Origin of the sequence: Streptomyces sp. NPDC057623 (assembly GCF_042800355.1) — a bacterium.
In the GTDB taxonomy this organism is placed as follows: Bacteria; Actinomycetota; Actinomycetes; order Streptomycetales; family Streptomycetaceae; genus Streptomyces.
Window position 1 is genome coordinate 1 of the sequence record NZ_JBHVGZ010000085.1, and the last position, 25,033, is coordinate 25,033.

25 protein-coding genes and 1 pseudogene are annotated in these 25,033 nt (G+C 71.7%); 14 read left to right on the forward strand and 12 right to left on the reverse strand.

The window, feature by feature from the left end; translation table 11 throughout:
• Together ACFU95_RS44270 and ACFU95_RS44275 are read right to left on the reverse strand one after the other, a co-directional pair.
• Nucleotides 1-404, reverse strand: a pseudogene (locus tag ACFU95_RS44270) (ABC transporter permease); the annotation flags it as partial.
• A complete protein-coding gene (locus tag ACFU95_RS44275; protein ID WP_383841225.1) occupies nt 404-1,423 on the reverse strand; it encodes a sugar ABC transporter substrate-binding protein in 1,020 nt (339 codons plus the stop codon). The gene ACFU95_RS44275 and the pseudogene ACFU95_RS44270, both read right to left, overlap by 1 nt.
• 272 nt (nt 1,424-1,695) lie before the next feature.
• On the opposite strand from ACFU95_RS44275, the gene ACFU95_RS44280 reads away from it, so the two are divergent.
• On the forward strand, nt 1,696-2,721 hold the full coding sequence (locus ACFU95_RS44280) for a LacI family DNA-binding transcriptional regulator (protein ID WP_383841227.1): 1,026 nt from the start codon (nt 1,696-1,698) through the stop codon (nt 2,719-2,721).
• Nucleotides 2,722-2,990: 269 nt separating this feature from the next.
• On the opposite strand, the gene ACFU95_RS44285 is transcribed toward ACFU95_RS44280, so the two are convergent.
• The 4 genes from ACFU95_RS44285 to ACFU95_RS44300 form a co-directional block, all read right to left on the reverse strand.
• Nucleotides 2,991-3,824, reverse strand: coding sequence for an RNA polymerase subunit sigma (locus ACFU95_RS44285; RefSeq protein ID WP_383841230.1), 834 nt, complete (start codon nt 3,822-3,824; stop codon nt 2,991-2,993).
• A 58-nt stretch (nt 3,825-3,882) separates the two neighbouring features.
• Complete coding sequence (locus tag ACFU95_RS44290; RefSeq protein WP_383841233.1) at nt 3,883-4,629, reverse strand: SDR family oxidoreductase; 747 nt, start codon at nt 4,627-4,629, stop codon at nt 3,883-3,885.
• 59 nt (nt 4,630-4,688) lie between these two features.
• Nucleotides 4,689-6,389 carry an FAD-binding protein gene (locus ACFU95_RS44295; protein WP_383841339.1) on the reverse strand — a complete coding sequence of 567 codons (1,701 nt, stop codon included), beginning with the start codon at nt 6,387-6,389 and terminating at the stop codon, nt 4,689-4,691.
• Nucleotides 6,390-6,533: 144 nt separating this feature from the next.
• Complete coding sequence (locus ACFU95_RS44300) at nt 6,534-7,430, reverse strand: RNA polymerase sigma-70 factor (RefSeq protein ID WP_383841236.1); 897 nt, start codon at nt 7,428-7,430, stop codon at nt 6,534-6,536.
• A 178-nt stretch (nt 7,431-7,608) separates the two neighbouring features.
• On the opposite strand from ACFU95_RS44300, the gene ACFU95_RS44305 reads away from it, so the two are divergent.
• Entirely contained in the window at nt 7,609-8,520 is a 912-nt protein-coding gene (locus ACFU95_RS44305) for a UTP--glucose-1-phosphate uridylyltransferase (RefSeq protein ID WP_383841239.1), read from the forward strand.
• On the opposite strand, the gene ACFU95_RS44310 is transcribed toward ACFU95_RS44305, so the two are convergent.
• The 5 genes from ACFU95_RS44310 to ACFU95_RS44330 form a co-directional block, all read right to left on the reverse strand.
• Nucleotides 8,515-9,453, reverse strand: a complete 939-nt coding sequence (locus ACFU95_RS44310; RefSeq protein WP_383841242.1) for a hypothetical protein — start codon at nt 9,451-9,453, stop codon at nt 8,515-8,517. The two genes, ACFU95_RS44305 and ACFU95_RS44310, sit on opposite strands and share 6 nt — an antisense overlap.
• On the reverse strand, nt 9,450-9,932 hold the full coding sequence (locus ACFU95_RS44315; RefSeq protein ID WP_383841244.1) for a hypothetical protein: 483 nt from the start codon (nt 9,930-9,932) through the stop codon (nt 9,450-9,452). Before ACFU95_RS44315 ends, ACFU95_RS44310 begins: the two co-directional genes overlap by 4 nt.
• A gap of 3 nt (nt 9,933-9,935) precedes the next feature.
• On the reverse strand, nt 9,936-11,162 hold the full coding sequence (locus tag ACFU95_RS44320; protein WP_383841247.1) for a macrolide family glycosyltransferase: 1,227 nt from the start codon (nt 11,160-11,162) through the stop codon (nt 9,936-9,938).
• 336 nt (nt 11,163-11,498) lie between these two features.
• Nucleotides 11,499-11,972 carry a carboxymuconolactone decarboxylase family protein gene (locus tag ACFU95_RS44325; RefSeq protein WP_383841250.1) on the reverse strand — a complete coding sequence of 158 codons (474 nt, stop codon included), beginning with the start codon at nt 11,970-11,972 and terminating at the stop codon, nt 11,499-11,501.
• A gap of 152 nt (nt 11,973-12,124) precedes the next feature.
• Nucleotides 12,125-12,592, reverse strand: a complete 468-nt coding sequence (locus ACFU95_RS44330) for an RrF2 family transcriptional regulator (protein ID WP_383841253.1) — start codon at nt 12,590-12,592, stop codon at nt 12,125-12,127.
• A 282-nt stretch (nt 12,593-12,874) separates the two neighbouring features.
• On the opposite strand from ACFU95_RS44330, the gene ACFU95_RS44335 reads away from it, so the two are divergent.
• The 5 genes from ACFU95_RS44335 to ACFU95_RS44355 are packed head-to-tail and all read left to right on the forward strand — an operon-like array spanning nt 12,875 to nt 16,726.
• Nucleotides 12,875-13,060, forward strand: coding sequence for a hypothetical protein (locus ACFU95_RS44335; RefSeq protein ID WP_383841256.1), 186 nt, complete (start codon nt 12,875-12,877; stop codon nt 13,058-13,060).
• 21 nt (nt 13,061-13,081) lie between these two features.
• Entirely contained in the window at nt 13,082-13,792 is a 711-nt protein-coding gene (locus ACFU95_RS44340; RefSeq protein WP_383841258.1) for a hypothetical protein, read from the forward strand.
• The gene (locus tag ACFU95_RS44345; RefSeq protein WP_383841261.1) at nt 13,789-14,733 is read left to right on the forward strand and encodes a DUF6895 family protein; all 945 of its coding nucleotides are present in this window, start codon (nt 13,789-13,791) and stop codon (nt 14,731-14,733) included. Before ACFU95_RS44340 ends, ACFU95_RS44345 begins: the two co-directional genes overlap by 4 nt.
• Entirely contained in the window at nt 14,730-15,650 is a 921-nt protein-coding gene (locus ACFU95_RS44350) for a DUF6895 family protein (RefSeq protein WP_383841264.1), read from the forward strand. The genes ACFU95_RS44345 and ACFU95_RS44350 overlap by 4 nt, the downstream gene beginning before the upstream one ends.
• Complete coding sequence (locus tag ACFU95_RS44355) at nt 15,647-16,726, forward strand: serine hydrolase domain-containing protein (protein ID WP_383841267.1); 1,080 nt, start codon at nt 15,647-15,649, stop codon at nt 16,724-16,726. The genes ACFU95_RS44350 and ACFU95_RS44355 overlap by 4 nt, the downstream gene beginning before the upstream one ends.
• Before the next feature lie 115 nt (nt 16,727-16,841).
• Here ACFU95_RS44355 and ACFU95_RS44360 read toward each other — a convergent pair whose 3' ends face one another.
• The gene (locus ACFU95_RS44360; protein WP_383841270.1) at nt 16,842-18,215 is read right to left on the reverse strand and encodes an alpha-lytic protease prodomain-containing protein; all 1,374 of its coding nucleotides are present in this window, start codon (nt 18,213-18,215) and stop codon (nt 16,842-16,844) included.
• 191 nt (nt 18,216-18,406) lie between these two features.
• On the opposite strand from ACFU95_RS44360, the gene ACFU95_RS44365 reads away from it, so the two are divergent.
• The 7 genes from ACFU95_RS44365 (at nt 18,407) to ACFU95_RS44395 (ending at nt 24,881) form a co-directional block, all read left to right on the forward strand.
• A complete protein-coding gene (locus ACFU95_RS44365) occupies nt 18,407-18,856 on the forward strand; it encodes a Fur family transcriptional regulator (RefSeq protein WP_383841273.1) in 450 nt (149 codons plus the stop codon).
• 24 nt (nt 18,857-18,880) lie between these two features.
• A complete protein-coding gene (katG, locus tag ACFU95_RS44370; protein WP_383841276.1) occupies nt 18,881-21,091 on the forward strand; it encodes a catalase/peroxidase HPI in 2,211 nt (736 codons plus the stop codon).
• A 223-nt stretch (nt 21,092-21,314) separates the two neighbouring features.
• Entirely contained in the window at nt 21,315-22,421 is a 1,107-nt protein-coding gene (locus tag ACFU95_RS44375) for an NAD(P)/FAD-dependent oxidoreductase (protein ID WP_383841279.1), read from the forward strand.
• A gap of 96 nt (nt 22,422-22,517) precedes the next feature.
• Nucleotides 22,518-23,198 (forward strand): hypothetical protein, encoded by a 681-nt coding sequence (locus tag ACFU95_RS44380; RefSeq protein WP_383841280.1) that lies wholly within the window; start codon nt 22,518-22,520, stop codon nt 23,196-23,198.
• The gene (locus tag ACFU95_RS44385; protein ID WP_383841283.1) at nt 23,195-23,482 is read left to right on the forward strand and encodes a BON domain-containing protein; all 288 of its coding nucleotides are present in this window, start codon (nt 23,195-23,197) and stop codon (nt 23,480-23,482) included. The genes ACFU95_RS44380 and ACFU95_RS44385 overlap by 4 nt, the downstream gene beginning before the upstream one ends.
• Entirely contained in the window at nt 23,479-24,201 is a 723-nt protein-coding gene (locus ACFU95_RS44390) for a metallophosphoesterase (RefSeq protein ID WP_383841286.1), read from the forward strand. Before ACFU95_RS44385 ends, ACFU95_RS44390 begins: the two co-directional genes overlap by 4 nt.
• A 152-nt stretch (nt 24,202-24,353) precedes the next feature.
• On the forward strand, nt 24,354-24,881 hold the full coding sequence (locus ACFU95_RS44395; protein WP_383841289.1) for a hypothetical protein: 528 nt from the start codon (nt 24,354-24,356) through the stop codon (nt 24,879-24,881).
• Nucleotides 24,882-25,033: the final 152 nt, after the last annotated feature.

The window sequence follows — 25,033 nt, forward strand, 5'->3', positions numbered from 1 at the left end:
ACCAGGGCGACGATCACGCCGACCCAGACGTTCATGCTCAGCTGGTAGGCGACCATGCTCGCGGTCAGGGCCGAGGTGATGACGGCGACACCGGCGGACAGGTCGAACTCGCCGCCGATCATCAGCAGCGCGACCGGCAGGGCCATGATCCCGATGGTCGACGACTGGTACAGGACGTTCGCCATCGAGCTGCCGTCGCGGACCGGGGGCGCCGCGACGAGGAAGCAGATGAACACCGCGACGGCACCCAGGAAGACGCCGATCTCGGGACGGGCGAGCAGCCGCAGCGCCAGGGGGCGCTGCTGGGTCCGCCCGTCGGTCTCCTTGCCGGGGCCGGGGCCGGGGCCGGGGCCGGGGGCCGGCGGTGTGGTCACCGCCGGCTCAGCCTGTTGGGTCATGCCCATCACCGAGTGCCCTTCGCGGCGAACGCGCCGATGGTGTCGACGTTGGCCTTGTCGACGAAGGCCGGACCGGTCAGGATCGGCGCCTCGCCGCCGCCCATGTAGTTGCCGTTGTTCTTGTAGAGCCACAGCGAGTCGACCGCGAGGTAGCCCTGGAGGTAGGGCTGCTGGTCGACGGCGAACTCGATGGAGTCGTCCTTGATCGCCGAGATGAGCTCCTTGTTGAGGTCGAAGGTGGCGATCTTCGCCTTGCTGCCTGTCTCGTCGACCGACTGCGCGGCGGTCAGTGCGATCGGGGCGGCCAGCGTGACCACCTGGTCGATGGAGGAGTCCTGCTTGAGCTTGGCGGTGATCGTCGACTTCACGGACGGCATGTCCGCGCCGTTGACGTACAGCTTGTCGGTCTTGCCCTTGAAGCCCTTCTCCACGCCGGCGCAGCGCTGCTCCAGGTTGACCGCGCCCTGGACCTGGACGACACACAGGGCGTGCTTGGCGCCGGTGTCGTTGAGCTTGGTGCCGAGGGCCTCGCCCGAGACGGCCTCGTCCTGGCCGAAGAAGGACAGCAGGCCCTGCTTCTGCCAGTCGGGCATGCCGGCGTTGAAGCCGACGACCGGGATGCCGGCCTTGATGGCCTTGGCGACGACGTCCTTCATGGCGTCCGGCTTGGCGAGGGTGACGGCGATGCCGTCGACCTTCTGGTCGATCGCGTTCTGCACCAGGGCCGCCTGATCGGCGGCGGCATCGTCGCTGGAGTAGATCAGCTTGACGTTGTCCTTGGCGGCCGCGGCCTCGGCGCCCTTGCGGATGGTGTCCCAGAAGGTGTCGCCGGCGGGCGCGTGGGCGACCATCGCGATCGTCATGCGGGGAGTGTTGGCCTTGCCTGCGGCGGCGCCCTCGGCGTTCTCCTCGGCCTGCTTCCCGCCGGAGCCGCTGGAGCAGCCGGCGACGACGAGCGCGGCCGCGGCCGCCACGGCCACGGCGGAAGCGATTCTGCGGGACCGGGGGAGGGGTGTGCGGTTCATGGAGCGTGCACCTCACTGTGCGACGGATGAGAGAGGGGATCCGCGGACTTCGGGTGGGCCGGGACTGGTGACTACGCCTCGGAAGCAGCTGGGTGGAGCGGAGAGGCCGGTGTCCGAGTGCGCGAGGCCGTCGTAGGGCGCCGCGCTTTCCGTGCTGTCGTTCGTTGGAACAACAGGACAATTTAAAGCGTTTTAAGTTCTGGTACTATCAACCTTGTTTCGCGAGCGTGTCAAGGGTGTGGCGCAAGGAGATCTGCCGCGGGGAGGAACACTTGGGCAGCGATGGAGCAGTGAACAACGGCGCGCACAAGCGTCCCAAGCTGGAGGACGTGGCCGCACGGGTAGGCGTGTCGACAGCCTCGGTGTCGCTGGTGCTGCGCGGCGTGCCCGGTCCGAGTGAGCGGACCCGGCAGCGTGTCCTGAAGGCCGCCGCCGAACTCGGCTACCGGGTGGACCGCACCGCCAGCACGCTGGCCAGCAGGCGCAGCCGACTGCTCGGTGTCATGGTCGACATCCATCGCCCTTTCCACGCCGAACTGGTCGAGTACCTGCACACCGCTGCCGAGGAGGTCGGATACGACCTCGTCCTCAGTACCCAGACTCGCACGCGCGACGAGCAGAGTGCCGTGGAGACGCTGCTGGCCTTCCGCAGCGAGGCGCTGATCCTCCTCGGTCCGACCGCACCGGCTGCCACGCTCGCCGCCCTCGACAACAAGGCGCCTGTCATCGCCGTCGGCCGCCGCATCGCCGAGGCGACCCTCGACGTCGTACGCACCGCGGACGACGACGGCGTCGGCCAGATCGTCGATCACCTGGTCGGCCTCGGGCACCGCGAGATCGTCTACGTGGACGGCGGCAAAGGTGTCATCGCCACCGACCGGCGCCGTGGATATCGCACCGCCATGCGGCGCCACGGGCTGGACGATCACATCCGGATCCTGCACGGCGACCACACCGAAGCGGCAGGTGAACGCGCCGTCCGCAAGCTCCTGGAGGGCGACAGCCTGCCCACCGCTGTCCTCACCTACAACGACCCGTCCGCCATCGGTGTCCTGGCCGGTCTTGCCCGCGCCGGTGTCGACGTACCGGGCGAGGTGTCCGTGGCCGGCTACGACGACGACATGCTCTCCCGCCTCAGCTGCTTCAACCTGACCACCGTCAGCCAGGAAGCCGAGGAGCAGGCTCGGCACGCGGTGACCGCGGCCGTCGAACGCCTGGACGAGGACCGAGTCGAACGGCGCGAGGTGGTCCTCGCTCCACACCTCGTGGTGCGCGGCACCACGGCCGAACCCGCCTGAGGTTCGTGCCACCCTCCACGGGCCGTCTCGTGGGCCCGTGCTCGGTGGAGCAGGCCGTCGCGCCCAGTGGTGCGTTCGACCTGGGCGCGGCGAACGTTCCTGAGCCGGCCGTCCCACGCACACCGCCTCCGGCGACGACGACACCGACGGCGAGAAGGGCAAGTGCATCGCGCTCGCCTGCGACGGCGGCCCCGCGGTGCCGGAGACCGCGACCCTGCTGACCTATCTGGCGCACTACAAGGCGCGGGCCACCTTGCCGCCCACCGGCCTCATCCGGAACCGGGAGGCCGGGGCCGGTTCCAGGTGCGGAGTTTGTCGGGGTTGAGGGTGACAAAGACCTGGACGACGTGCGGGCCGGCGAGGTCGAGGCTGATGACCGCGGCCACCTGACGGCCGTAGCGCACCACGAGGCCGGTCCGCCCGTTGACGGCACGGGTGTCCACAGTGGTCCGCGGATGCGGGGCCAGCAGGACCAGCAGGCTCCGGGCCACGCGGACGTCGCCGTGCACCGGTCCGGCCGGCGCCCGTACCTTGCCGCCTGCGTCGAACCAGGCGGTGGCGTCGGCCGAGAGGAGGGACACCAGGAACCCCTTGTCCTGCTCCGCACAGGCCCGGCGCACCGCACGGGCCGCCTCGTCGTGCTGCCCGGTCGGCGTGGGCCGCGCCCGTGGGCCGCGACGGGCCCGCTCCGCCGACTCGGCGCACTGCGGCTCGGCCGGCCGGGCGACGTCGGCGAGGAGGAACGCCGCCCGTTCGGCCGGGGACAGGGAGTCCAGCGCGTCCAGCAGAACCCGGTTGGCCTCCTCCACCGGCCCGCCCTGCCGGACGGACCCGCGCGTCCCCTTCTCGCCGGGGCCGGGGTCCCGGCCCGGCAGGGTCAGCCGCGACAGACAGATGCTCCCGGTGACCCCCGCCAGCCAGGCCCGCGGCTCGCTGATCCGTGCCCGCGCCGGATCGGGCAACCCGAACCACCGCCGGTAGGCCGCGTCGACGACCCGCTCGGCCTCACGTCTGCTGCCCAGCATCACGTACGCGACATCCAGCAGATACCGTCGTTCGTCGACCAACTGAGCGATCGGCACCGCGTCGTCCGCACTCGCCATACGGCATCATCCCTCCCACACAAGGGAGACGGGACAGACGCGGACCCTGTGACATCGTTCACCGCTGCCGTGCGAGCCAGTCGGACAGCTTCGTCTGCGCGATCCGCGCGTCCGGTCCCGGCAGCAGCGTGGTCTCCGCGAGCACGGCACCGGAGTACGGCGCGAGCGGATCCGTGACGACGGTGCGGGGGTCGTTCTGGGCGGCGAGGGTCTCGCGGACGAGCTCGTCGAGCTGGAACACGTCGGGGCCCGCTACCTCCACCACGCCGTTGACGGGCGCGCCGACCGCGACGCGACCGACGGCCGCGGCCACGTCGTCGGAGTACATCGGCTGGAACCTGGCGGGCGCCAGGCGCACGGTGTCGCCGTCGGTCGAGATGTCCGCGATCGCCTTGACGAACTCGAAGAACTGGGTCGCGTGGACGATGGAGTAGGGCATGCCGGACCCCTTGATCAGGTCTTCCTGCGCCTGCTTGGCCCGGAAGTACCCGCTCTCCTGGAGGCGGTCGGTGCCGACCACGGACAGTGCGACATGGTGCGTCACCCCGGCCTCGGCCGCCGCCTCGAGGAGGTTGGCCGTGGAGGTGCGGAAGAAGTCCATGACGGCGTCGTCCTCCCACGAGGGGGAGTTGGACACGTCGACCACGACGGACGCGTCCTTCAGGACCTCGGCGAGACCCTCGCCCGTCAGCGTGTTGACGCCGGTGTTGGGCGCGGCCGCGACCGCCTCGTGCCCCTGCTCGTTGAGCCGGCCGACCAGCTTCGAGCCGATGAGTCCGGTTCCACCGATCACTACGACCTTCATGACGGATTCCTCTCGGAGAAAGATTCGGTCTGCACCAGGAGAGACGGGGCGTTCTCAGGTCATTCGACAAGCTTTCCCTCGGTCGGGACGTCCTGCATCAGGGCGGAAATCTCGTCCGGAACATCCGGGATGCTCTCGCGGGTCACACCGGTCGCCGCGGACCACACGAGATTGACGCGCAGGGCGGGATCCTGGTCCGGGTGGTCGCTGCGGTTGTGGCAGCCACGGCTCTCGCGACGCTCCAGCGCCGATTCGAGGGTGGCCCGCGCGGCCATGGCCGCCGACTTCAGGTCGAAGGCGTGCGCGAGATCCTGATAGCCGGCGATGTCCGGATGCACGCCGACGTCCGCCATCCGCTTCTCGATCACGGAGAGCTCAGCGAGCCCCGCGCGCAGGCCCTCCTCGTCGCGTACGACACCCGCGTGCTCCGTCATGGTGTCGCGGATGGCGCGTTGCAGGGCGCGCACGTTCTCCGGCCCGTCCGCCGCGAGCAGGTCGTCGAGCTCCGCGCGGGCCTCGGCGACGGCCGCCGCCGAACGCCGCTGCGCGGTCAGGGACTGCGAGTAGGCGGCCGCCGCCCGACCTGTGATGCGGCCGAACACCAGCAGCTCGATGAGGCTGTTCCCGCCGAGCCGGTTCGCTCCGTGCAGCCCGCTCGACGCCTCACCGATGGCGTACAGCCCCGCCACGTCGGTGCTGTGGTCCTCCGGTCGCACCCACACCCCGCCCATCGAGTAGTGCGCGGTGGGCGCGATCTCGACGGGTTCGCGGGTGATGTCCAGCATCTGGAGGTCGAGCATCGTCTGATAGACGCGGGGCAGGCGCGTCATGATCGTCTGCCGGGGCAGATGGGAGACGTCGAGCCATACGCCGCCCTTGGGCGTGCCGCGTCCTTCCTTGATCTCCGTGTAGGAGGCCAGGGCCACGCGGTCGCGCGTGGAGAGCTCCATCCGGTCGGGGTCGTAGCGGGCCATGAACCGCTCCCCGAGGGCGTTGCGCAGGATCCCGCCCTCACCGCGGGCCGCCTCGCTGACCAGCGTGCCGGCCGCGTTCTCCGGCTCGATGATGCCGGACGGGTGGAACTGGACCAGCTCGGCGTCGCGCAGCCGGGCCCCGGCCTCCACGGCCAGCCGGAAGGAGTCGCCGGTGTTCTCGTCGCGCCGTGAGGACGTGCGCCGCCAGATACGCGTGTGGCCGCCCGCGGCGAGGATCACCGCGTCCGCGTGGATCAGGTAGCGCCTTCCGCTCGCGAGATCGAAGCCGTAGGCCCCGAAGACGGCCCCGTCGTGCACCAGCAGCCGGGTGATGTAGACGCCGTCGAGCACGGGGATGGCGAGCTGTTCGGCCCGCCTGATCAGCGTGCGCTGGATCTCCAGGCCGGTGTAGTCGCCGGCGAAGGCGGTCCGCCGGAACCTGTGCGCCCCGAAGAACCGCTGGGAGATACGGCCGTCCTCCTCCCGGGCGAAGGCCATGCCGTAGCGCTCCAGGTCGTCGATGCCCCGGGCGGCGCCCCGGGTGACGATCTCCACGGTGCGGGGGTCGGCGAGCAGATAGCTCTCCTTGATGGTGTCCGCCGCGTGCTGCTGCCAGCTGTCCTCGGGATCCATGGTGGCCAGAGCCGCGTTGATCCCTCCGGCGGCCAGCGCCGTATGCGCGTCCTGCTTGGGGCGCTTGCCGACCGCGAGGACGTCGACACCGGCCTCGGCCAGTTCGATCGCCGCGCGCAGACCGGCACCTCCGGTGCCGATCACCAGCACCATGGTGGAAAGACGTCGTTCGGTGAGAGCCACGGTGTTCTCCGATCGCGGGGTTGTCACCCCTTACGACCGGACGGCCGCCCGATCTGTGACACCTCCGCCGGCGCCACGGTCGCCGGCGTTCCCCGCCCTGCTCTGCCCTGTGGCTCAGGCGGTCAGCGAGGCCACGTACGGAGCCAGCTTGTCCGGGTTCATGACCCACATGACGCGTTCGATACCCCGGTCCGACACGTCGACCGACAGCAGGGCCACCGGGCTCCCCCCGGCCGTGACGAGGACGGCCGGCCTGCCGTTGGCCTCGACCCAGCGAACGGCCGTCGCAGGCCAGAACCGTGGCGCGAAGGCGGCAAGGTACCGGGAGACGCGCGGGAGCCCGACGACCGGGATCCTGGACGCCCCGCGCATCCCTCCGCCGTCGGTGTAGCTGACCACGTCGTCCGTGAGGACCTCCTCCAGCACCGACAGGCTGCCGGTCCGGGCCGCGTCGAGGAACACCTCCAGCAGACGCCGGTGGACATCGGAGCTGACCGGCTTCCTGCGTTCCGCCGCCAGGTGTTTCCTGGCGCGGGTCACCAACTGGCGGGTGTTGGCCTCGCTCGTCTCCAGGATGTCCGCGATCTGCCGGTACGGGTAGTCGAACGCCTCCCGCAGCACGTACGCGGCCCGTTCGACCGGGTTGAGCTTCTCCAGGAGGAGGAGCACCGCCAGGTCGAGCGCCTCGGCCCGTTCCGCGCCCAGCTGCGGATCCGTACGGGTGTCGACCGGCTCCGGAAGCCAGGGGCCGATGTACGACTCACGCCGCATCCGGGCCGACTGGGCGAGGTTGATCGCCAGCCGGGCCGTGACGGTCGCCAGGAACGCCGCCGGTTCCCGGATGTCGGCGCGGTCGGTGTTCTGCCACCGCACCCACGCCTCCTGGACGATGTCCTCGGCCTCCACGGCACTTCCGAGGACGCGGTACGCGATGCCGAAGAGCTGGGGGCGAGCCGCCATGAACTGCTGCGCCGCCTCGTCGAGGGAACCCGCGTCGTCCTCGGCGCGCATGACTGTCCTCCCGTCCTGGACGGCCAGGCTACAAGCGGTTCCGGCCGAGCGCGCCGCCGGGACGGCCCGCTGCTCCCGTCCCCCGAACCGGTCTGCTGAAGGCCGGGGCGGGCGTTGGTAGCGTCGGGCCTGTGCCGTACCCGTCGGCGCGGTGTGCCGTTCGACCGAGAGAGACGTGATGTCCCCGACCATTCGCAGGGCCGTGATTCCCGCAGCCGGACTCGGCTCCCGGCTGCTGCCGCTGACGAAGGCGACGCCGAAGGAGATGCTCCCGGTCGGCGACAAGCCGGTCATCGAGCACACCGTGCGCGAGCTGGTGGACTCCGGCATCACCGACATCACCATCGTGGTCTCCGGCGGCAAGAGCCTCATCCAGGACCACTTCCGCCCCAACCCGGCCCTCGTCGACCAGCTCCGCGCCGACGGCAAGACGGCCTACGCGGACGCCGTGGAGGAGGTCGCCGAACTGGCCCGCAAGGGCCACATCACCTACCTCGACCAGCACGGCCCGTACGGCAACGGCACCCCGGTGCTGAACGCCGCCCGCGCCTTCGGCGACGAGCCCGTGCTGGTGCTGTGGCCCGACGACGTCTTCGTGGCCGAGGTGCCGCGCGCCCAGCAGCTGATCCGCGCGTACGAGCAGACCGGCTGCCCGGTGCTGGCCCTGCTGCCGATGGACCCCACCGAGTCCCAGCGCTACGGCGTCCCCATCGTCAAGGAGGACCTCGGCGACGGCCAGCTGCGCATCACCGGTCTGGTCGAGAAGCCCGAGCCCTCCGCCGCCCCGTCGTCGTACGCGGCCATCGGCGGCTATGTCATCACCCCGGGCATCGTCGACGAACTGCGCGAGCAGACCCGCCGCTGGTACGAGCACCGGACCGGCGAGGTCTACCTGACCGACGCCATCAACGCCTACGCCGCCACCCGCGCCGTGTACGGGCAGGTCATCAAGGGCCGCTGGTACGACACCGGCAACCCGGCCGACTACCTCGTCGCCCAGATGGCGTTCGCCCTCGCCCACCCGGAGTACGGCCCCCTCCTGCGGGGTCTGGTCGCGGGCCTCGACGACGACCGGGCCGCGGCCTCATAGCGCCGGGTCGTCGGTGGCCGCGGGAGCGCCGTACCGGGCGCGGATGAGCGCGATCACGGTGTCCGCCGTGCGGTCGAGACAGCTGCGGCCGTCGGGCAGGTGCCCGTCCGGGCTGAGGTAGCCGCGCGGACCGAGATGGGTGGCCGGGTCGAGCCGGTGCACGGTGACCTTGCCTGCGCGGCGGGCACGGTTCCATCCGCTGCGCCGGAACAGGCGCCGGCGCTGCGGGAAGATCCAGGTGCCGACCCGCTCGATCCGGTCGTGGGCGCTGGTGAGTTGATGCACCCGCTCGGCGTAGGTGAGGTCGTTGGCGCCGTTGTGGAACCCGCCGAGCGTGATCACCGTGACCGGGCAGCGCAACCGGCTGTGCAGCGCTTCGACCGCCCCCGTCGCGACCTGGGCGCCACCGCTGTAGCTGAGCAGCACCACGGGGACACCGCTGTCGGGCCGGTAGCCGGCGAGGCGGAGCTGCGTGGCGATCTGGGAGCCGACGGCCCGGTTGTACAGGGGGCGGTAGCGGTGGTCGGCGGCGACGAAGATCTGCATGACGTTGTGCAGGAACAGCAGCAGCCCGATGCGGCGGCGCAGCCACGCCCACACCGGCCGGTCGGCGAGCGGGTCGGCCAGCGGCGAGTAGGGCTGCACCTGCCCCAGCACCCGCAGCTCCGGCGCACCGGCGATCACGGCCTTGACCAGTTGGCCGCCGTCCCGTGTGTCACGGACCCGGCGTTTCCCGATGCCGTCGAGATAGACCAGGTAGGCGCCCGGAGGGGCGTCGGCGGCCGCACCCCGGGCGTAGGGCATGCCCGCGGGGAGCTCGGTGAGAGGGGCCCGCAGGCCGGCGCCGTAGACCAGCACCTCGTAGCGGGCCAGCAGACCTTCGGCGAGCAGGACGGGCCCGAGCACGCAGGTCCAGAACAGGAAGTCGTTCACGCGATCGGCTCCGGTGTCCGGGGTGCGCCGATCCTCACGACCAGACGCCGAACGGCTGCCACGGCGAGGCCGAGTCCGGCGCCGGCCACGGCCACGCAGCCGGCGGCGTCCCACCAGCCGAGCCCGGTCGCCGCCGCGAGCGGCTCGGCCAGCCCGGCCCCGACCCCCACGAAGAGCAGCAGGTGGAGCAACGGCCCGAGCAGCGGGAAGGCGAGCACGGCGGAGAGCACCAGCGGAGCGGCCAGCCCCGGTGTCCACTCCAGCCCGGCACCCGACGGCGGCGAGGACAGCACCAGCTCCGCCAGGGTCCACGCGGTCAGCGGCCACAGCGCCAGCACAGCGGCCTCGACCAGGCCGGCCGCCAGCAGCGACCCGGCCACGAGAGTCCGCGACATGCCGGGCCGGCGCGCCAGCAGCGGCAGAATGCGCCCGGCGGCCTCGGACAGCCCGGCGAGGAACAGCAGGACGACGAGTGACATCGCTCAGCCTCGCCGCGACGGATCGACGGTGACGGCCGACCGGCGGTCCCGGCCGGGCGCGAGCACGTACCGTTCGAGTTCGTCGACGGCTCGCCGACAGCCCCCGGCGTCGTGCTGGGCGGCCTTCAGGGCCGTCGCGGCCGTCCGGAACCCGGGCTCGTGCAGCAGACGCCGGGCAAGGGCACGTACGGAGCCCTTCGTGACGTCCTGGGTACGGATCGACAGGCCCGCGCCGAGTTCCACGACGCGGGCGGCGGTCATCGGCTGGTCGGCGCCCTGCGGGACCACCAGCATCGGGACCCCCGCGTACATCGCCTCGTTGACGCTGTTCATGCCGCCGTGGGTGACGAACAGCGCCGCGCGGGCGAGCACCTCCGGCTGCGGCACGAACCGGCGGACCAGCACGTTGGCCGGCAACGGACCCAGCGTGCCGGGGTCGGTCCGCCCGGTCGAGACGATCACGGTGCCCGCCAGCGGGGCGAGCGCCGTGGCGAACGTGCGCAGCAGCTTCGGGCCGGCACCGAACACCGTGCCGAGCGAGGCGTACAGCACCGGGTCCCGGAGCCGGTCGGCCTCGAACGACGGGTCGGCCGGGCGGGCGCCGATGCTGGGGCCGACGAATCGGTAGGACGGCCCGAAGCGCTCGACGGCGGGCTGGAACGCCCTTGAGGTGTAGACCAGGTTGAGCGGCTGGCGGATGTTCAGCAGGTCGACCAGGGGCAGCCCCCGCGCGTCGAAGCGGCGGTGCAGCTCCCGGCGGGCCCGCAGATAGCCCTTGACGCTGCGGGGTTGTCCGCGTGCCGCGGCCAACAGGTCCCAGGAGCCGCGCGTGGGGCTGGGGACATGGCGGTCGAAGGCGAACGTGGTGAACGACGAGGCCGCCGGCACGCCGAGTTCACGGGCGGCGACCGCGCCCCACAGACAGGAACTGTCGTGGACGACCAGGTCGGGCCGGTCACGGCGCAGGTCGTCGAGGACGGCGGGCAGCAGCCGGACGGCGGTGCTCGCCAGCGACTCCAGCAGCGTGACCGGCGTCGGCGGATCGGGAAGCGGCTGCTCGTCCCCGGGGTAGAGGCGGACGGTCGCGCCGGTGGCCTCGATCTCCGCACGGAACGCGGGCGACGTGTGGTAGATGACGGTGTGGCCGCGCCGGACGAGCTCGGCCACGACCGGCAGCGTCGGGTTGATGTGCCCGTGCATGCCGATGTTGAGGAACGCGAGGGTACTCACAGGCCGGCCTCCACTACGGAAGAAGAAGTCGCTGCACCGCCCGGACCGGCGGACGCCGCGGATGGGCTGTCGATCAGCCGCTGGAAACGGCCGAAGTCGCACGGGGCGGGCCGGGCTTCGCCGCCGGTGGGGACGAGCACGACGGCCCGGGACGTGCTGGAGCACGCCACGCGGGTCATGCCCGGCCGTGCCGACGTCGGAGTCCGCGGCCACCGCGGTGAACGGGGCCGCCAACTCCGCTACCCGCTACGGCAGTTGAGTTCGGGTGACCCGCTCGGGGCCGTTCGTGTCCGGCGCGTATCCGGTGCCGGCCGCCGTCATGACCCGTCTGCCGCGTCAGCCGAACTGACCGGGCTGGTAGTCCCCGGCGGGCTGCTGGTTGATGACGTTGACGCGGTTGTAGGCGTTGATGACGGCGAGGAGGGAGATCAGCGCCACGAGCTGGTCCTCGTCGAAGTGCTTGGCGGCGTCGGCCCAGGCCTCGTCGGTGACCCCGCCCGCGGCATCGGCGATCCGGGTGCCCTGCTCCGCCACCTCCAGGGCGGCGCGCTCGGCCTCCGTGAAGACCGTGGCCTCCCGCCAGGCGGCGACCAGGTGCAGGCGCTGCGCGCTCTCCCCGGCGTGAGCGGCGTCCTTGGTGTGCATGTCGGTGCAGAAGCCGCAGCCGTTGATCTGGCTCGCGCGGATCTTCACCAGCTCCTGGACCGTGGCCGGCAGCGTCGAGTCCGAGACCAGCTTGCTCGCGGTGTTGATGTGCCTCAGCACCTTGCCTGCGAGGGGGTTGCCGAAGTAGTCGAGACGAGGTTCCACGGTGATCTCCTTGCCCTGTGGTGGGATACACCCCACTGACCGGGGAGCCACGCGATGTGTGACAGGAGGTCGTGTGTGAACTGGGTCTCACCCAGGGCCTGATCCGCCGGACCGGTCGGCTCGAAGCGGCCGGTCAGGGCCCGGGTGTGTACTCACCGCAGCGCGGAACGCACGATCTGTCGCACGATCGGAGTGCCGTCCAACTCCGCCCTGATCTCGGCGAGATTCTGGGCGGCCAGGGCCTGGTGCCACGCTTCTTCCGCCCGGCGCATCGCCGAGTTGACGGCACAGGCGCCCGTCGGCGGCGGTGACAGCTCGCCGATCCTGCCGCAGCAGCGGATCTCGGTGCAGTGGAAGAGCCGCGCGTCCCCTTCGATGGCCTCCACGACGTCCAGAAGGGTGATGGCCTCCAGAGGCCGTTCCAGGCGAAAGCCTCCGCGCGGCCCGGGCACCGAGACCACGAGGCCGGCGCGGGCGAGCTGCTGGAGCTGCTTGTTGAGATAGGACGCGGAGAGGCCGTGGGCCTCGGCGAGCTGCGCACTGCCCACCGGGCCGCCGCCGATCATGTCCAGGTTCAGCAGCGTGTGCAGCGCCCATTCGACGCCTTTCGACATTCGCATATTACGGACATTACCTGTCCAGGATCGGGGCGCGGTAACGCGCGCTCACGGTCCGCGTTCGCTGAGCACAACTGCCCGCCCGAATACGGGAGTTCGCGGTGCCCGATGAGCCCGGGGTCCGTGCCGCCCGGGTGCGGCGGCCGCTGTCCGTGCCGGCGGGCGCGGAGCCCGGGGGCGTTGAAGAAGTGGCGTATGTGGCCTTGTGGGAAAAGATGCGCGCTTTGTGGCGGTGTGGTGATCTGAGTCGTGGAGGCTATGGCTGACCACAGAGGAGATGGTGATATGCCTTCCATTGACAAGGCGATCGAACAGATCACCGGCGTCCGGAGCGACCTGGAGGCGGCGCTCGACCCCGCCGAACCGGACGGCGTCTACCGCGACAGCCGAGAGTGCGCCGCCCTGGCGCTGCTCTCCGCAGACACCAAGCTGCTGCTGTCCCCGCCGACCCCTCGCCCCAAGAAGGGCTGAGCGGACCGACTGGAGCAGTGAATGGAGCAGTCAGGCACTTCGACCCTCTTGCAGGGCGCGGTGCAGGACATTGCGTCCGACGTGGTCTCCGCCCTTCGGGGCGGAGACCATGTGCGCATGTCCGGCACCGGCGCGGCGGACGACCCCGAGGGACACTTCGTCCTCGCGGCCGTACGCGTGCTGGGAGCAGACCTTCTGCTGCCGCACGTACTCTTCCCATCTCCGCCCGCCCCAGAAGCACTTACCGTGTTCCGGAACACGGTGGAAGCCTTTCCGCCGCGTGCCGACGCGGCACCCACCGTCAGGTGGAGCCACTGGGCCATGAGGCGCACTCTGTCCCGGTTCGACACACCTGTGACCGGCCCACTTGCCGGTGACGGGGAAGTGGAACCCGACGCCGCGTGGCTCGACGAGGCGACCTGGCAGGTTCTGACCCACCAACTCGCGGTCCTCGCCCCCCTCGCGGTGCCCGGCGACGACTGCGCGGTCGCCCGTGCGGTCCGGCGCCGGCCGGTCGACGTGGCCCGGGGCTTCGTACGGGCGGTGCGTCGCAGGGACTGGCAGCAGGCAGCCGGAGCGGGACGCTGGCTGACCCTGACGGAGGGGGTGCCGGACGCACTCGGCCTCGAAGCGGGGCTGGACTTCGTCGAGCTCATGGGCGGCAACGACCCCCGGGTGGCCCTCCAGGTACAGGCGGCACGGGTCATGCGGGCGGCCGGAGCACTCGTATGACGGCCATGGACGTCGACGGGATCCGGGACGTCGGCCTCGCCGCGTTCGCCTGGCTGTCCGCGCACCGCGACGACTTCGCGCTCGGCGAGGACGCGCTCACCGCGGACGGCCAGGTGGACGCCACCTGGAAACCCCTCGGGGAACTGGCCCAGACCTGCGCGAGCGTGCGCGCGCACAGCCCGCCGTGGGACCCGCTGCACGCGTGTGCCGCGGACCTGTTGCGGTACGCCTGGCAGCAGACGGGCCGGGGCGAACTGTTCCTCCGCCTCCAGCGGTTGGAGCCCTTCGCGACGTACCCGCTGGAGGTCTACTCCGTCTTCGCCTCGGCCGGACTGCGACATCCGGGGTACGAGGCCGCCGCCGCGACGACGGCCCGCACCCGGGGCTGGCGGCTCACCGAGCAGGACCCGACCCGCCGGCTGGGCGTGCTGAAGGCCGAGCGGCGCAGCGGCATCCACCGGCCGGAGCAGGACGGGCCGACGCTGCGGCGCACCTGGCTGGGCGGACTGCCCGAACCATGGACGTTCGAGCGCTCCTCGGGGTACGCGCTCACCCACGTCGTCTTCCACATCACCGACTGGGGCCGCGCCCCCGAGGGCGTCCCCGCGGACCTGGCCACCTACCTCGCGCACTGGCTGCCGCCCTGGCTCGACACCTGCCTGGACGCGGGGATGTGGGACCTGAGCTGCGAACTGCTGGTGGTGGCCGCGAGCCTTCCGGCGCCGCCCGATCCCGCGACCCTGCGGGACGCCTGGACCCGGATCGCACGGGCGCAGCGCGACTGCGGTGCGCTGCCGCAGCAGGCGTACCCGCCGGGCGAGGCCGGAGCGGACGCCGAGCCGGGCTTCCTGCACTGCTACCACTCCACACTCATGGCCGCCTTCGCGGCGGCACAGACCGTCACCTGCCTGAGCCGTGAGGCCGAAGGAGTGCCCGGATGACCGACACCCGTCTGATGCACACCGTCGGCGCGCGCGCCCTGGAGTGGCTGTGGGCCCATCGCGACGGATTCCGCCTGGAGCCCGACGTCGATCCGGAAGTGGGCTTCCTGGAGCGCTTCAAACCGGTCGGCGAACTGGCCCTGATCTGTCGGGTGCTGTTCCGCGAGGGCGTGGCCGGATCGCGCCAGGCCGAACTGGCGCGCAAGCTCCTCGACCACACCTGGCGGCACACCCTGGACGGCGGTCGCATGCTGGTGCGCGGCCAGCGCATCGAACCGCTCTCGCCGATCCCCTTCGAGGTGTACCTGCCGTACAAGGAGCTGGGGTACAGCGAGCCCGAGGTGGAGCGCGCCACCGTCCTCTACCACCGGCTGAACAGCTGGGCGGCCCTGGAGCTGGACCCGACCCGGCGTCTGGGACTGTCCGCGTTCCAGCGCCGGTTCGGCCTCACGCCCCGTATGCCCGAGGCGGACATCGTCGGCTCCACCTGGCTGGGCCGCACACCCGAGCCCTGGACGGTCAGCGGGCACATCGCCTACGACGTCACCCACACGGTGTTCCACCTCACCGACTGGGGAGAGCACCCCGACGGCCTGCCGCCGGACATCGCCGACTACCTCGCCACCTGGCTGCCGGTCTGGATCGACGACTGGCTGGACCTGGAGCGCTGGGACCTGCTCGGCGAACTCCTCGTCGTCGACGCCTGTCTGCCCCGTCCCACCCTGGACGAACGGGCCTGGCAGGGCTTCGCCGCGGCGCAGCAGGCCGACGGCGCCATGCCCGCCGTACGCACCATGCCGCAGGGCGAACCGGACGAGCTGTTCGACATGATCTACCACCCGACGCTGGTGGCCGCCTTCGCCTCCGTGCTGGCGACCTCCCGCGCCCTCTCCGAGCTGACCCACGCCGCCTCATGAGCGGCCGCTCCCTGCCCTGGCCGGGCCTCGCCGACGACGCGGAGCAGGGCCGGGCGGGCGGCCCGCCCGACGGTGACGACACCCTGAGGGAGCGTCTGCGGAGCGCCGTCGACGCCGTCGACGCACCCGACGCCGTCTTCGCGGTCTCCCGGTACGGCCGCCGCACGCTGCACTGCGGCGGCACCGCCCCGCCCTCGCCCGTGGCCCGACAGGACCTGCGCTACGAGATCGGTTCGGCCACGAAGACGTTCACCGGACTGCTGCTGGCCCGGCTCGTCCAGGGCGGCCTGCTGACCGGGGGAGAGCCGGCCGCCGCCCTTCTGGAACCGCACCGGCGCACCGGCACGGACCCGGTGACGCTCGCCCACCTCATCACCCACACCGCCGGACTGCCCGCGCTGCCGGCCGACTTCTACGTACGGGCGCTGCCTGCCTGGCGTACCAACCCCTACGGCCGCTATCCGGCCGAGCGGGTGACCGACGCCTTCCTGCGGTACCGCCCACGGCACCGGCCCGGCACCCGGTGGCACTACTCCAACCTCGGCGTCGCCGTTCTCGGCCACGCACTCGCGACGGCGGCAGGCACGGCGTGGGAGGAGCTCCTCGCCGCCCAGGTGCTGCGTCCGCTCGGTCTGAGCGGCACGGCCCTGCGGGCGGAGGACCCGAAGACCGACGCCGTCGGGCACGGCAAGGACGGGCGCACGCCCACCCTCGCCTTCGACGCCGGCGGCTTCGCGGCGGCCGGCGCCGTCCGTGCCACCCCGCACGACCTGCTCACGTTCCTCGAAGCCCATCTCGACCCGGCCGGCGCTCCGTGGCCCGACGCGCTGCGGGCGGTGCGCACGCCGGTCCTCCGGCGCGGCCTGGGGCACCGGCACGTGCACACGACGGCGTGGTTCCGGCACCCCACGGACGGCGGCCCGATGTACTTCCACAGCGGTGCGACCCTCGGCCAGCAGGCCTTCCTGGGCTTCCGGCCCGACACGGGAACGGCCCTGGTCGCGCTCTGCACCCGGCGCTTCCGCGCCCACGACCCGTTCGTCGCCACCGCGTACGCCTTCCTGGCGGAGGAGTAGCGGAGGAGTAGCGGGGGACTAGCGGAGGAGTAGCGGGGGAGAGGGGGCGGGGCGGTGCGGGGAAGTGCCCCGCACCGCGAGCCGTACGACTCCTGCGGCCCATTACACCTTCTGCTTACACCTTCTGCCACAGGGCCGGAGTGGCCAACGGCGACCACCTGCCCTGCGCCTGGTGGGTCTGGAGGCACTGGTAGCGCACGCCCGCGTGGGTCACCGTGGCGCCGGCCTCGTAGACACGGCCCGCGGCCCAGGTGACGGCCCCGTTGTCCTGCGGGGCGGGAGTGCCCTTCTGGGCGGCCGCGGTCTTCAGGACGAGGCCGAAGTCGCTGAGGATCGGGTTGATCGGCTGGTAGAACGTGGTGCCGCCGTCCGTGCAGTCACCCGAGCCGCCCGAGGTCACACCCTGTGCCTGGGATCCCGAGAGGTACGGGCCGCCGGAGTCACCCGGCTCGGCGCACACCGTCGTCTCGGTCACGCCGTCCACGGTGCCCTCGGAGTAGCTGACACTCGTGTCGTGCTGCTCGATGGTGCCGCAGTGCCATCCGGTGGTGGAGCCGGAACGGCAGATCGACGCCCCGACGAGCGCCTGGACCGAGCCGGTGACCTGCGTGCGCTCGCCTTCCTCGCCCTCCACGTCGGCCGTGGCGGTCCAGCTGCTGTTGACGCCGACCCAGGACATGTCCTTGCCGGGGAAGGTGGACGCCTCGAACGTGCCCTGGGCGGCCATGTTGGAGCCGGCGGTCGAGTCGCCCTCGCTGCCGCAGTGTCCCGCCGAGGCGAAGCCCTGCTGCTCGCCCTTGGTGACGGAGAAGCCGATGGAGCAGCGCGCGGTGCTCTCGATGTAGTAGGCCTCGCCGCCGACGAGGTCCGCCAGGAGCCGTGGCCGCTGCGCCGAGACACTGACGCCGACGCCCTTGCCCTGGACGCCGGCGGCCTTGATGAAGGCGTTGGCGGCGGACCTCTTGGTCGCCTGGACGACCACCCGGTTGGTCGGTACGTCGACGTACCAGACGGGTGTGTCGCGTGTCTTGACGCGCTTGGCCGCGCTGTCCAGCTTCTCCTTGACGGCCCGGAGCTCGGACAGCGGCCGCTTGACGACCGCCGCCTTCGCGCCCTGGGCCTTGATGGCGGACACGTCGGCGGCGCGCGTGGTCGCGACGGTGAGGTCGGCGGCGGTCGTCCCCCGCAGCCAGGCCCCCGCGAACCGCTCGCCCAGGGAGTTGCGGAGCCGGCCGGCGCGGACGCCCGCCTCCGCCTCGTTGACCAGCCGGTCGGCCGCCTGGCCCGGCTTCAGCTCGAGGTCACGCTCCAGAGCCCGCAACACCGCCGCGGACGGTCGGTCGGCACCGAGTGTCTGCGCGGCGGTGGACGCGGGCACCGGCGCGGGGGGCGGCCCGGCCGCCGCGGCCGAGGTGACGCCGCTGAGGACCAGGGCGCCGAAGACGGTCAGGGCGGTGCGGCGGCCAGCCGCCGTATGTCTGCCGAGCATGCGATGTACCTCCAACGAGTACAGGTGGGATTGCGACCAATCCAGGCCTTGACAAAAAGGAATGACTCAATGTCAGAAAAGATGATTTTTCGCGCTTTGGGAGGTGCCGAGGGTGCCATGTGCGCCGGACACCAAAGTTTCATCATTCGTTTTCTTGAATCATTCGTGTTTAGCGAGGTAGGTTGTCTCCCATGACCGCATCCCAGACTCCGACCCCCGCCGAGGAGCTCCGCGGTGCCGGCCTGCGGGTGACGGCCGCGCGTGTCGCGCTGCTGGACGCTGTCCGGGCCGGTGACCACCTCGGTGTCGAGGCCATCGCCTCCGGGGTCCGTGATCGCGTGGGTCATGTCTCCCTGCAAGCCGTGTACGAGGGCCTCCACGCACTCACCGCTGCGGGACTCATACGTCGCATCGAGCCGGCCGGCAGTCCGGCCCGGTTCGAGGGACGGGTCGGCGACAACCACCACCACGTCGTGTGCCGCTCGTGCGGGGTGGTAGCCGACGTCGACTGCGAGGTCGGCGAGGCGCCCTGTCTGACCGCGTCCGACGACCACGGCTTCTCCATCGACGAGGCCGAGGTCATCTACTGGGGCCTGTGCCCCGACTGTTCCACCGCCAACAGTGCCCCCCGAGCACTGTGATCCACCTAGTTCGGAAGGTTTCCCATGGCTGAGAACCCCGATGCGATCGTCACCGACGCGAAGACGGAGGGCACCGGTGGCTGCCCCGTCGCGCACGGTCGCGCCGCGCACCCCACGCAGGGCGGTGGCAACCGTCAGTGGTGGCCGGAGCGCCTCAACCTGAAGATCCTCGCCAAGGACCCCGTGGTCGCCAACCCGCTCGGTGCGGACTTCGACTACGCCGAGGCGTTCCAGGGTCTCGACCTGGCAGCCGTCAAACGGGACATCGCCGAGGTGCTGACCACCTCGCAGGACTGGTGGCCCGCCGACTTCGGCAACTACGGCCCGCTGATGGTCCGGATGGCCTGGCACAGCGCCGGCACCTACCGCATCAGCGACGGCCGCGGCGGTGGCGGCCGCGGTCAGCAGCGCTTCGCGCCGCTGAACAGCTGGCCGGACAACGGCAACCTCGACAAGGCCCGCCGACTGCTGTGGCCGGTCAAGAAGAAGTACGGCCAGGCCATCTCCTGGGCCGACCTCATGATCCTCACGGGCAACGTCGCGCTGGAGTCGATGGGCTTCGAGACCTTCGGCTTCGGCGGCGGCCGCGCCGACGTCTGGGAGGCCGACGAGGACGTGTACTGGGGTCCCGAGACCACCTGGCTCGACGACCAGCGCTACACCGGCGACCGTGAGCTGGAGAACCCGCTCGGCGCCGTCCAGATGGGCCTGATCTACGTCAACCCGGAGGGCCCGAACGGCAACCCGGACCCGATCGCCGCGGCCCGCGACATCCGCGAGACCTTCCGCCGCATGGCGATGAACGACGAGGAGACCGTCGCCCTCATCGCCGGTGGTCACACCTTCGGCAAGACCCACGGCGCCGGCCCGGCCGACGCGGTCGGCAACGACCCCGAGGCCGCCACCATGGAGGAGCAGGGCCTGGGCTGGAAGTCCACCTACGGCTCCGGCAAGGCCGGCGACGCCATCACCTCCGGGCTCGAGGTCACCTGGACCACCAAGCCCACCCAGTGGAGCAACGACTTCTTCGACATCCTCTTCGGCTACGAGTGGGAGCTCACCCAGAGCCCCGCCGGTGCCAACCAGTGGGTGGCCAAGGACGCCGAGGCGATCATCCCCGACGCCCACAGCGACTCCAAGAAGCTGCCCACGATGCTCACCACCGACCTCTCGCTGCGCTTCGACCCGATCTACGGGCCGATCTCCAAGCGCTTCCACGAGAACCCGGCCGAGTTCGCGGACGCCTTCGCCCGCGCCTGGTACAAGCTGACGCACCGTGACCTGGGCCCGAAGTCCCTGTACCTCGGCGCGGAGGTCCCGGCGGAGACGCTGCTGTGGCAGGACCCGCTGCCGCAGGCCGAGGGCGCGGCCATCGACGCCGCCGACGCGACGGCCCTCAAGGCCAAGCTCCTCGACTCGGGCCTCACGGTCTCGCAGCTGGTCTCCACCGCCTGGGCGTCGGCCTCGACGTTCCGCGGCAGCGACAAGCGCGGCGGCGCCAACGGCGCCCGTATCCGCCTGGAGCCGCAGCGCGGCTGGGAGGTCAACAACCCCGACGAGCTCGCCCAGGTCCTGCGTGTCCTGGAGGGCGTCCAGGCCGAGTTCAACTCCGGTGCCAAGAAGGTCTCCCTGGCCGACCTGATCGTCCTCGGCGGTGCCGCCGCGGTCGAGAAGGCCGCCAAGGACGCCGGCTTCGACGTGGCGGTTCCCTTCACGCCGGGCCGTGTGGACGCGACCGAGGAGCACACCGACCCGGAGTCCTTCGCCGCGCTGGAGCCGACCTCGGACGGCTTCCGCAACTACCTCGGCAAGGGCAACCGGCTGCCGGCCGAGTACCTGCTGCTCGACCGCGCCAACCTGCTCACCCTGAGCGCCCCCGAGCTGACCGTCCTCGTCGGCGGTCTGCGCGTCCTCGGCGCCAACCAGGGCGGCTCGTCGCACGGTGTCCTCACCGAGACCCCGGGCAAGCTGACCAACGACTTCTTCGTCAACCTGCTCGACCTGGGCACGACGTGGAAGTCGACGTCCGCGGACCAGACCACGTTCGAGGGCCGTGACGCCTCGGGCGAGGTCAAGTGGACCGGCACCCGTGCCGACCTGGTCTTCGGCTCGAACTCCGAGCTGCGCGCCCTCGCGGAGGTCTACGCGTCCGACGACGCCAAGGCGAAGTTCGTGAACGACTTCGTCGCGGCGTGGGCCAAGGTCATGGACCTGGACCGGTTCGACCTCGTCTGATCCGTACCCAGCCAGACGTCCAGGCCGGCCCGCACGGGTCGGCCTGGACGTTTTCGTCTGCATGGCGGTGCCCCGGACGGCGCACCCTTCACAGAACGCACACCGAGTCCCGTCAATTCTTTAAGTTTCAATCGATAGGCTCGCCGACAGGGGAGTGGCCAACGGCGGCCCACCCGTCGCGCCACTCGCTCCTCCTTCCCCCCACCAGCACAGGAGACTCGGCGTGTTTGACGGCGACGTAGTGGTGATCGGCGGCGGCTACGCCGGCGTTCGTCTGGCGAAGCGGCTGGACGCGACGGCACGGGTCACGCTGGTGGACCGCAAGGAGGTCTTCTTCCACCGCATCGCCGCCCTGCGCGCCGGCGTACGTCCGGAGTGGTCGCACAGCCCGTTCATCCCCTACGACCGGCTGCTGACCAACGGGCGGGTGGCCGTCGGCAAGGCCGTCCGCATCGACACCACCGAGCGGCAGGTGACGCTCGCGACGGGAGAACGGCTCCCCTACGACGTCCTGGTGATCGCCACCGGTGCCGACTACCCGGAACCGGCCCGCTTCGCCGGCACCACCGTCGAGGAGGCGGCGAAGTCCTTCGCCGCGCACCAGCAGCAGATCGCCGCCGCCGAGCACGTCCTCGTCGTCGGCGGCGGCCCCTCCGGCGTCGAGCTCAGCGCCGAGATCCGCCTCGCCCGGCCGGAAGCCAAGGTCACCCTCGCCCACTCCGGGCCCGAACTGCTGCACGCCACGGGCAGCGCGCGGGCCGGGCGCAAAGCGCGGATCTGGCTGGAGTCGCACGGCGTGGACGTGTGGCTGGACGCCTTCATGTCCCCCGGCAACGACTTCGGCACCTTTCGCGACGCCCACGGCAACCTCATCGAGGCCGACCGCTCCTTCTGGGCGACCGGCACCACGCCCAACACGCTCTGGCTTCGGCTGGCCGGGCACGGGGACTGGCTGAACCCGACCGGACACGTGAAGGTCGACCAGGCCCTGCGGGTCCAGGGATGGCTGGACGTGTTCGCGGTCGGCGACGTCAACGACGCCACCGAGGTCAAGATCACCCCGGCCGCGCTCGCCCAGGCCGACCTGGCCGTCCACAACATCCGCGCCTACCTGAACAGCGCCGGCAAGCACCGCAAGGAGCCCCGCTTCTACCGGCCGATCCACCGCACCCCGCTCATCGTTCCCTTCGGCCCGGCCGACGGCGTGACGATGCTGCCGGTACCGGGCGGCGAGACGGCGGTCCTCGGCGGCCGCACCACCACCCTGGCCAAGGCCAAGACGCTCATGACCCCCTACATGAGGCGCCAGCTCGGCTACACCGCGGCGTGAGCCCGCCGTATCGAAACCGGAGCGCTGGGTACTCGGTGCCTCTGCCGAGCCCGCCCCGGGCTCGCACCGGATCTCCGTGCGGCGAACGGAGTCGTGATGACCCAGAACCGGGAGAGCGCGACGCCCGCCGGGCGACCCGGGTTCCCCGAGCTGCGCCCGGTCGGGCCCGCCTCGCGGGAACCGCGCCCGCTGAACAGCCAGGAACTGCCCCGGGACCGCAGTCAGGCGATCCTTGAGGCCGCCAAGCAGGTCGGCGCGCTGCTGAAACGCCAGGGGCACACGTTCGCGCTGGCCGGAAGCGTGGCCGTGTACGCCCACGGCGGGAGCGGTCACCTCCAGCACGACGCCGACTTCTGCGTGCGCCGCTCCGACGCCGAGGCGGTGGCGGACACCCTGACCGAAGCGGGCCTCACGGTCCGTACGCCGCCGGAGGACTGGCTGATGAAGACGACATGCCTCGGCCAGGAGGTCGACCTCCTCTTCGAGATGGCCCACCGCCCGGTCACGACGGACCTCCTGGCCCGGGCGCAGGAGATCCCGGTCGACTCGGTGCTCATGCCGGTGCTCGCGCCGACCGATCTGGTGCGAGGGCTGATCCAGGCGTTCTCGGAGCACTACTGCGACTTCGGGCCGGCCCTCGCCGCGGCCCGCGCCCTGCGTGAGAAGGTCGACTGGGAGGACGTACGCGGCTCCTGCGGGGACGAGCCGATGCCCGCCGCGTTCTTCTTCCTCCTGGAGCGCCTGCGCGTGATCGCCGCACGGGAGGAGTACCGATGAGCGGCCCCGGCCCCCGGCCCGCCCCGGGCGTGGGCGGCGCGCCGAACCTGGACTACCTCGTGGCCCATCTCACCGACCACCTGGCCGCCGGGCCCCTCGGCGAGCTGGGGGTGCGCATCGAGATGCGCGGCGAGGCCGTCCTGCTGACCGGCACCGTCCCGTCCGCCCAGTGCCGCGACGACGTCCTGCGCACCGCTCGCGCCCAGCTGCCGGGACACCCGGTCCACTGCGACATCGTGGTCGCGGACAACGCCGCGCCCGACCACGCCGAGGAGGTCGAATGATCCGGATCGCGGCCGTCGGGGACATCCACATGGGCCCCGAGAGCCAGGGCGTGCTCCGTCCCTCGTTCGAGACGCTGCACGAGAGCGCCGACGTCCTGCTGCTCGCCGGGGACCTCACCCGTCACGGCACCCTCGAGGAGGCCCAGGTCGTCGCGCGGGAGATCAAGGACCTCGCGGTCCCCGTGGTCGCGGTCCTGGGCAACCACGACCATCACTCCGACTGCGCGGAGGAGGTCACCGCCGTGCTCCAGGACGCGGGCGCGCGGGTCCTGGAAGGACAGGCCACCGTGGTGGACAACGGCCGGGCGCGCATCGGCGTGGCCGGTACGAAGGGCTTCGGCGGCGGGTTCGTGGGCCGGTGCGCCGGCGAGTTCGGGGAGCCGATCATGAGGGAGTTCGTCCGGTACTCGCGGCACCGGGCCGACACCCTGCGGGCGGCGCTGGCGGAACTTCAGGAGCAGGACTGCGACGTACGCGTCGCCCTCACCCACTTCTCCCCGGTGCCGGACACCCTGGCCGGCGAACCTCCCGAGATCTACCCCTTCCTCGGCAGCTATCTGCTGGCCGAGGCGATCGACACGGCGGGAGCCGACCTCGCGGTGCACGGTCACGCGCACCTCGGCACGGAGCACGGCATGACCAGTGGGGGCGTGAAGGTCCGCAACGTCGCCCAGCCGGTGATCGGCCGGGCGTTCCACATCTACCACCTGGGTAGCTGACCGCGCTGCTTCGGTGCCGTCCGGGGTGAGGTGTGGGCGAGGCCACGCCGTTCACGAGGCCGCAGGCATGTCGGCCGCCCGGGGCGGCGGGCTACCGTTTGAGGGATTCACCTTGATTCCCGTTTCCCGCCAGTACCTCGGACGGCCCGGCAGTGCTCGCAGACCTCTCCCCGCTCATCGCGGCGACCACCCAGTGGCTGACCCGCTCCTACCCCGCATGCGGCGGCGCGCTCGCCGCTGCCCTGGGCGAGGTGCAGGCCCGGCAGGCCGTCACGGTCGCCGCGTGGCTGCGCTACCCGACACCGACCGACGCGGCCCTGGTCGGTATGGCCGGCCCCGGCGGCTCGGTCGCACTGGACTGGGTCACCGGCGCGGACACGACCGCGTCCGACGAGACGGACGACTCCGCCTGGCGCACCTGGGTGGACGAGGTCGTGGCGAGCTGGGCCGCCTGTCTGCTCACCGACGACGAACTGGCCCGGCTGGCGGTCGGGGCGATCGCCGAGGGCGGCCACGGCACCGGCCTGCCGGTCGAGTTCCGCCGGCTGGTGTCCCCCGACACCCGGGACCGCCAGGCAGCGGCCCTCCTGCGCCACCCGGACCTGCTCGCCCCGGTGGCCGCCCTGCACCGCCCCACCCTCCACGAGCGCCTGGACCCGGGCCGGGCACTCATCGCCTGAGGCTCCGGGGCCGCACTCACCGACCGGGGCCCCGGAGCCGGGCAGGCATCACCGGAGCGGCGGCACCCAGCCCAAGCGCTCACTCCTGGCACCCGGCCCTCGCACTCAGCCCCAGCGCCGGCCGGGCACCAAGCCCCGGCCCCCGAAGGACG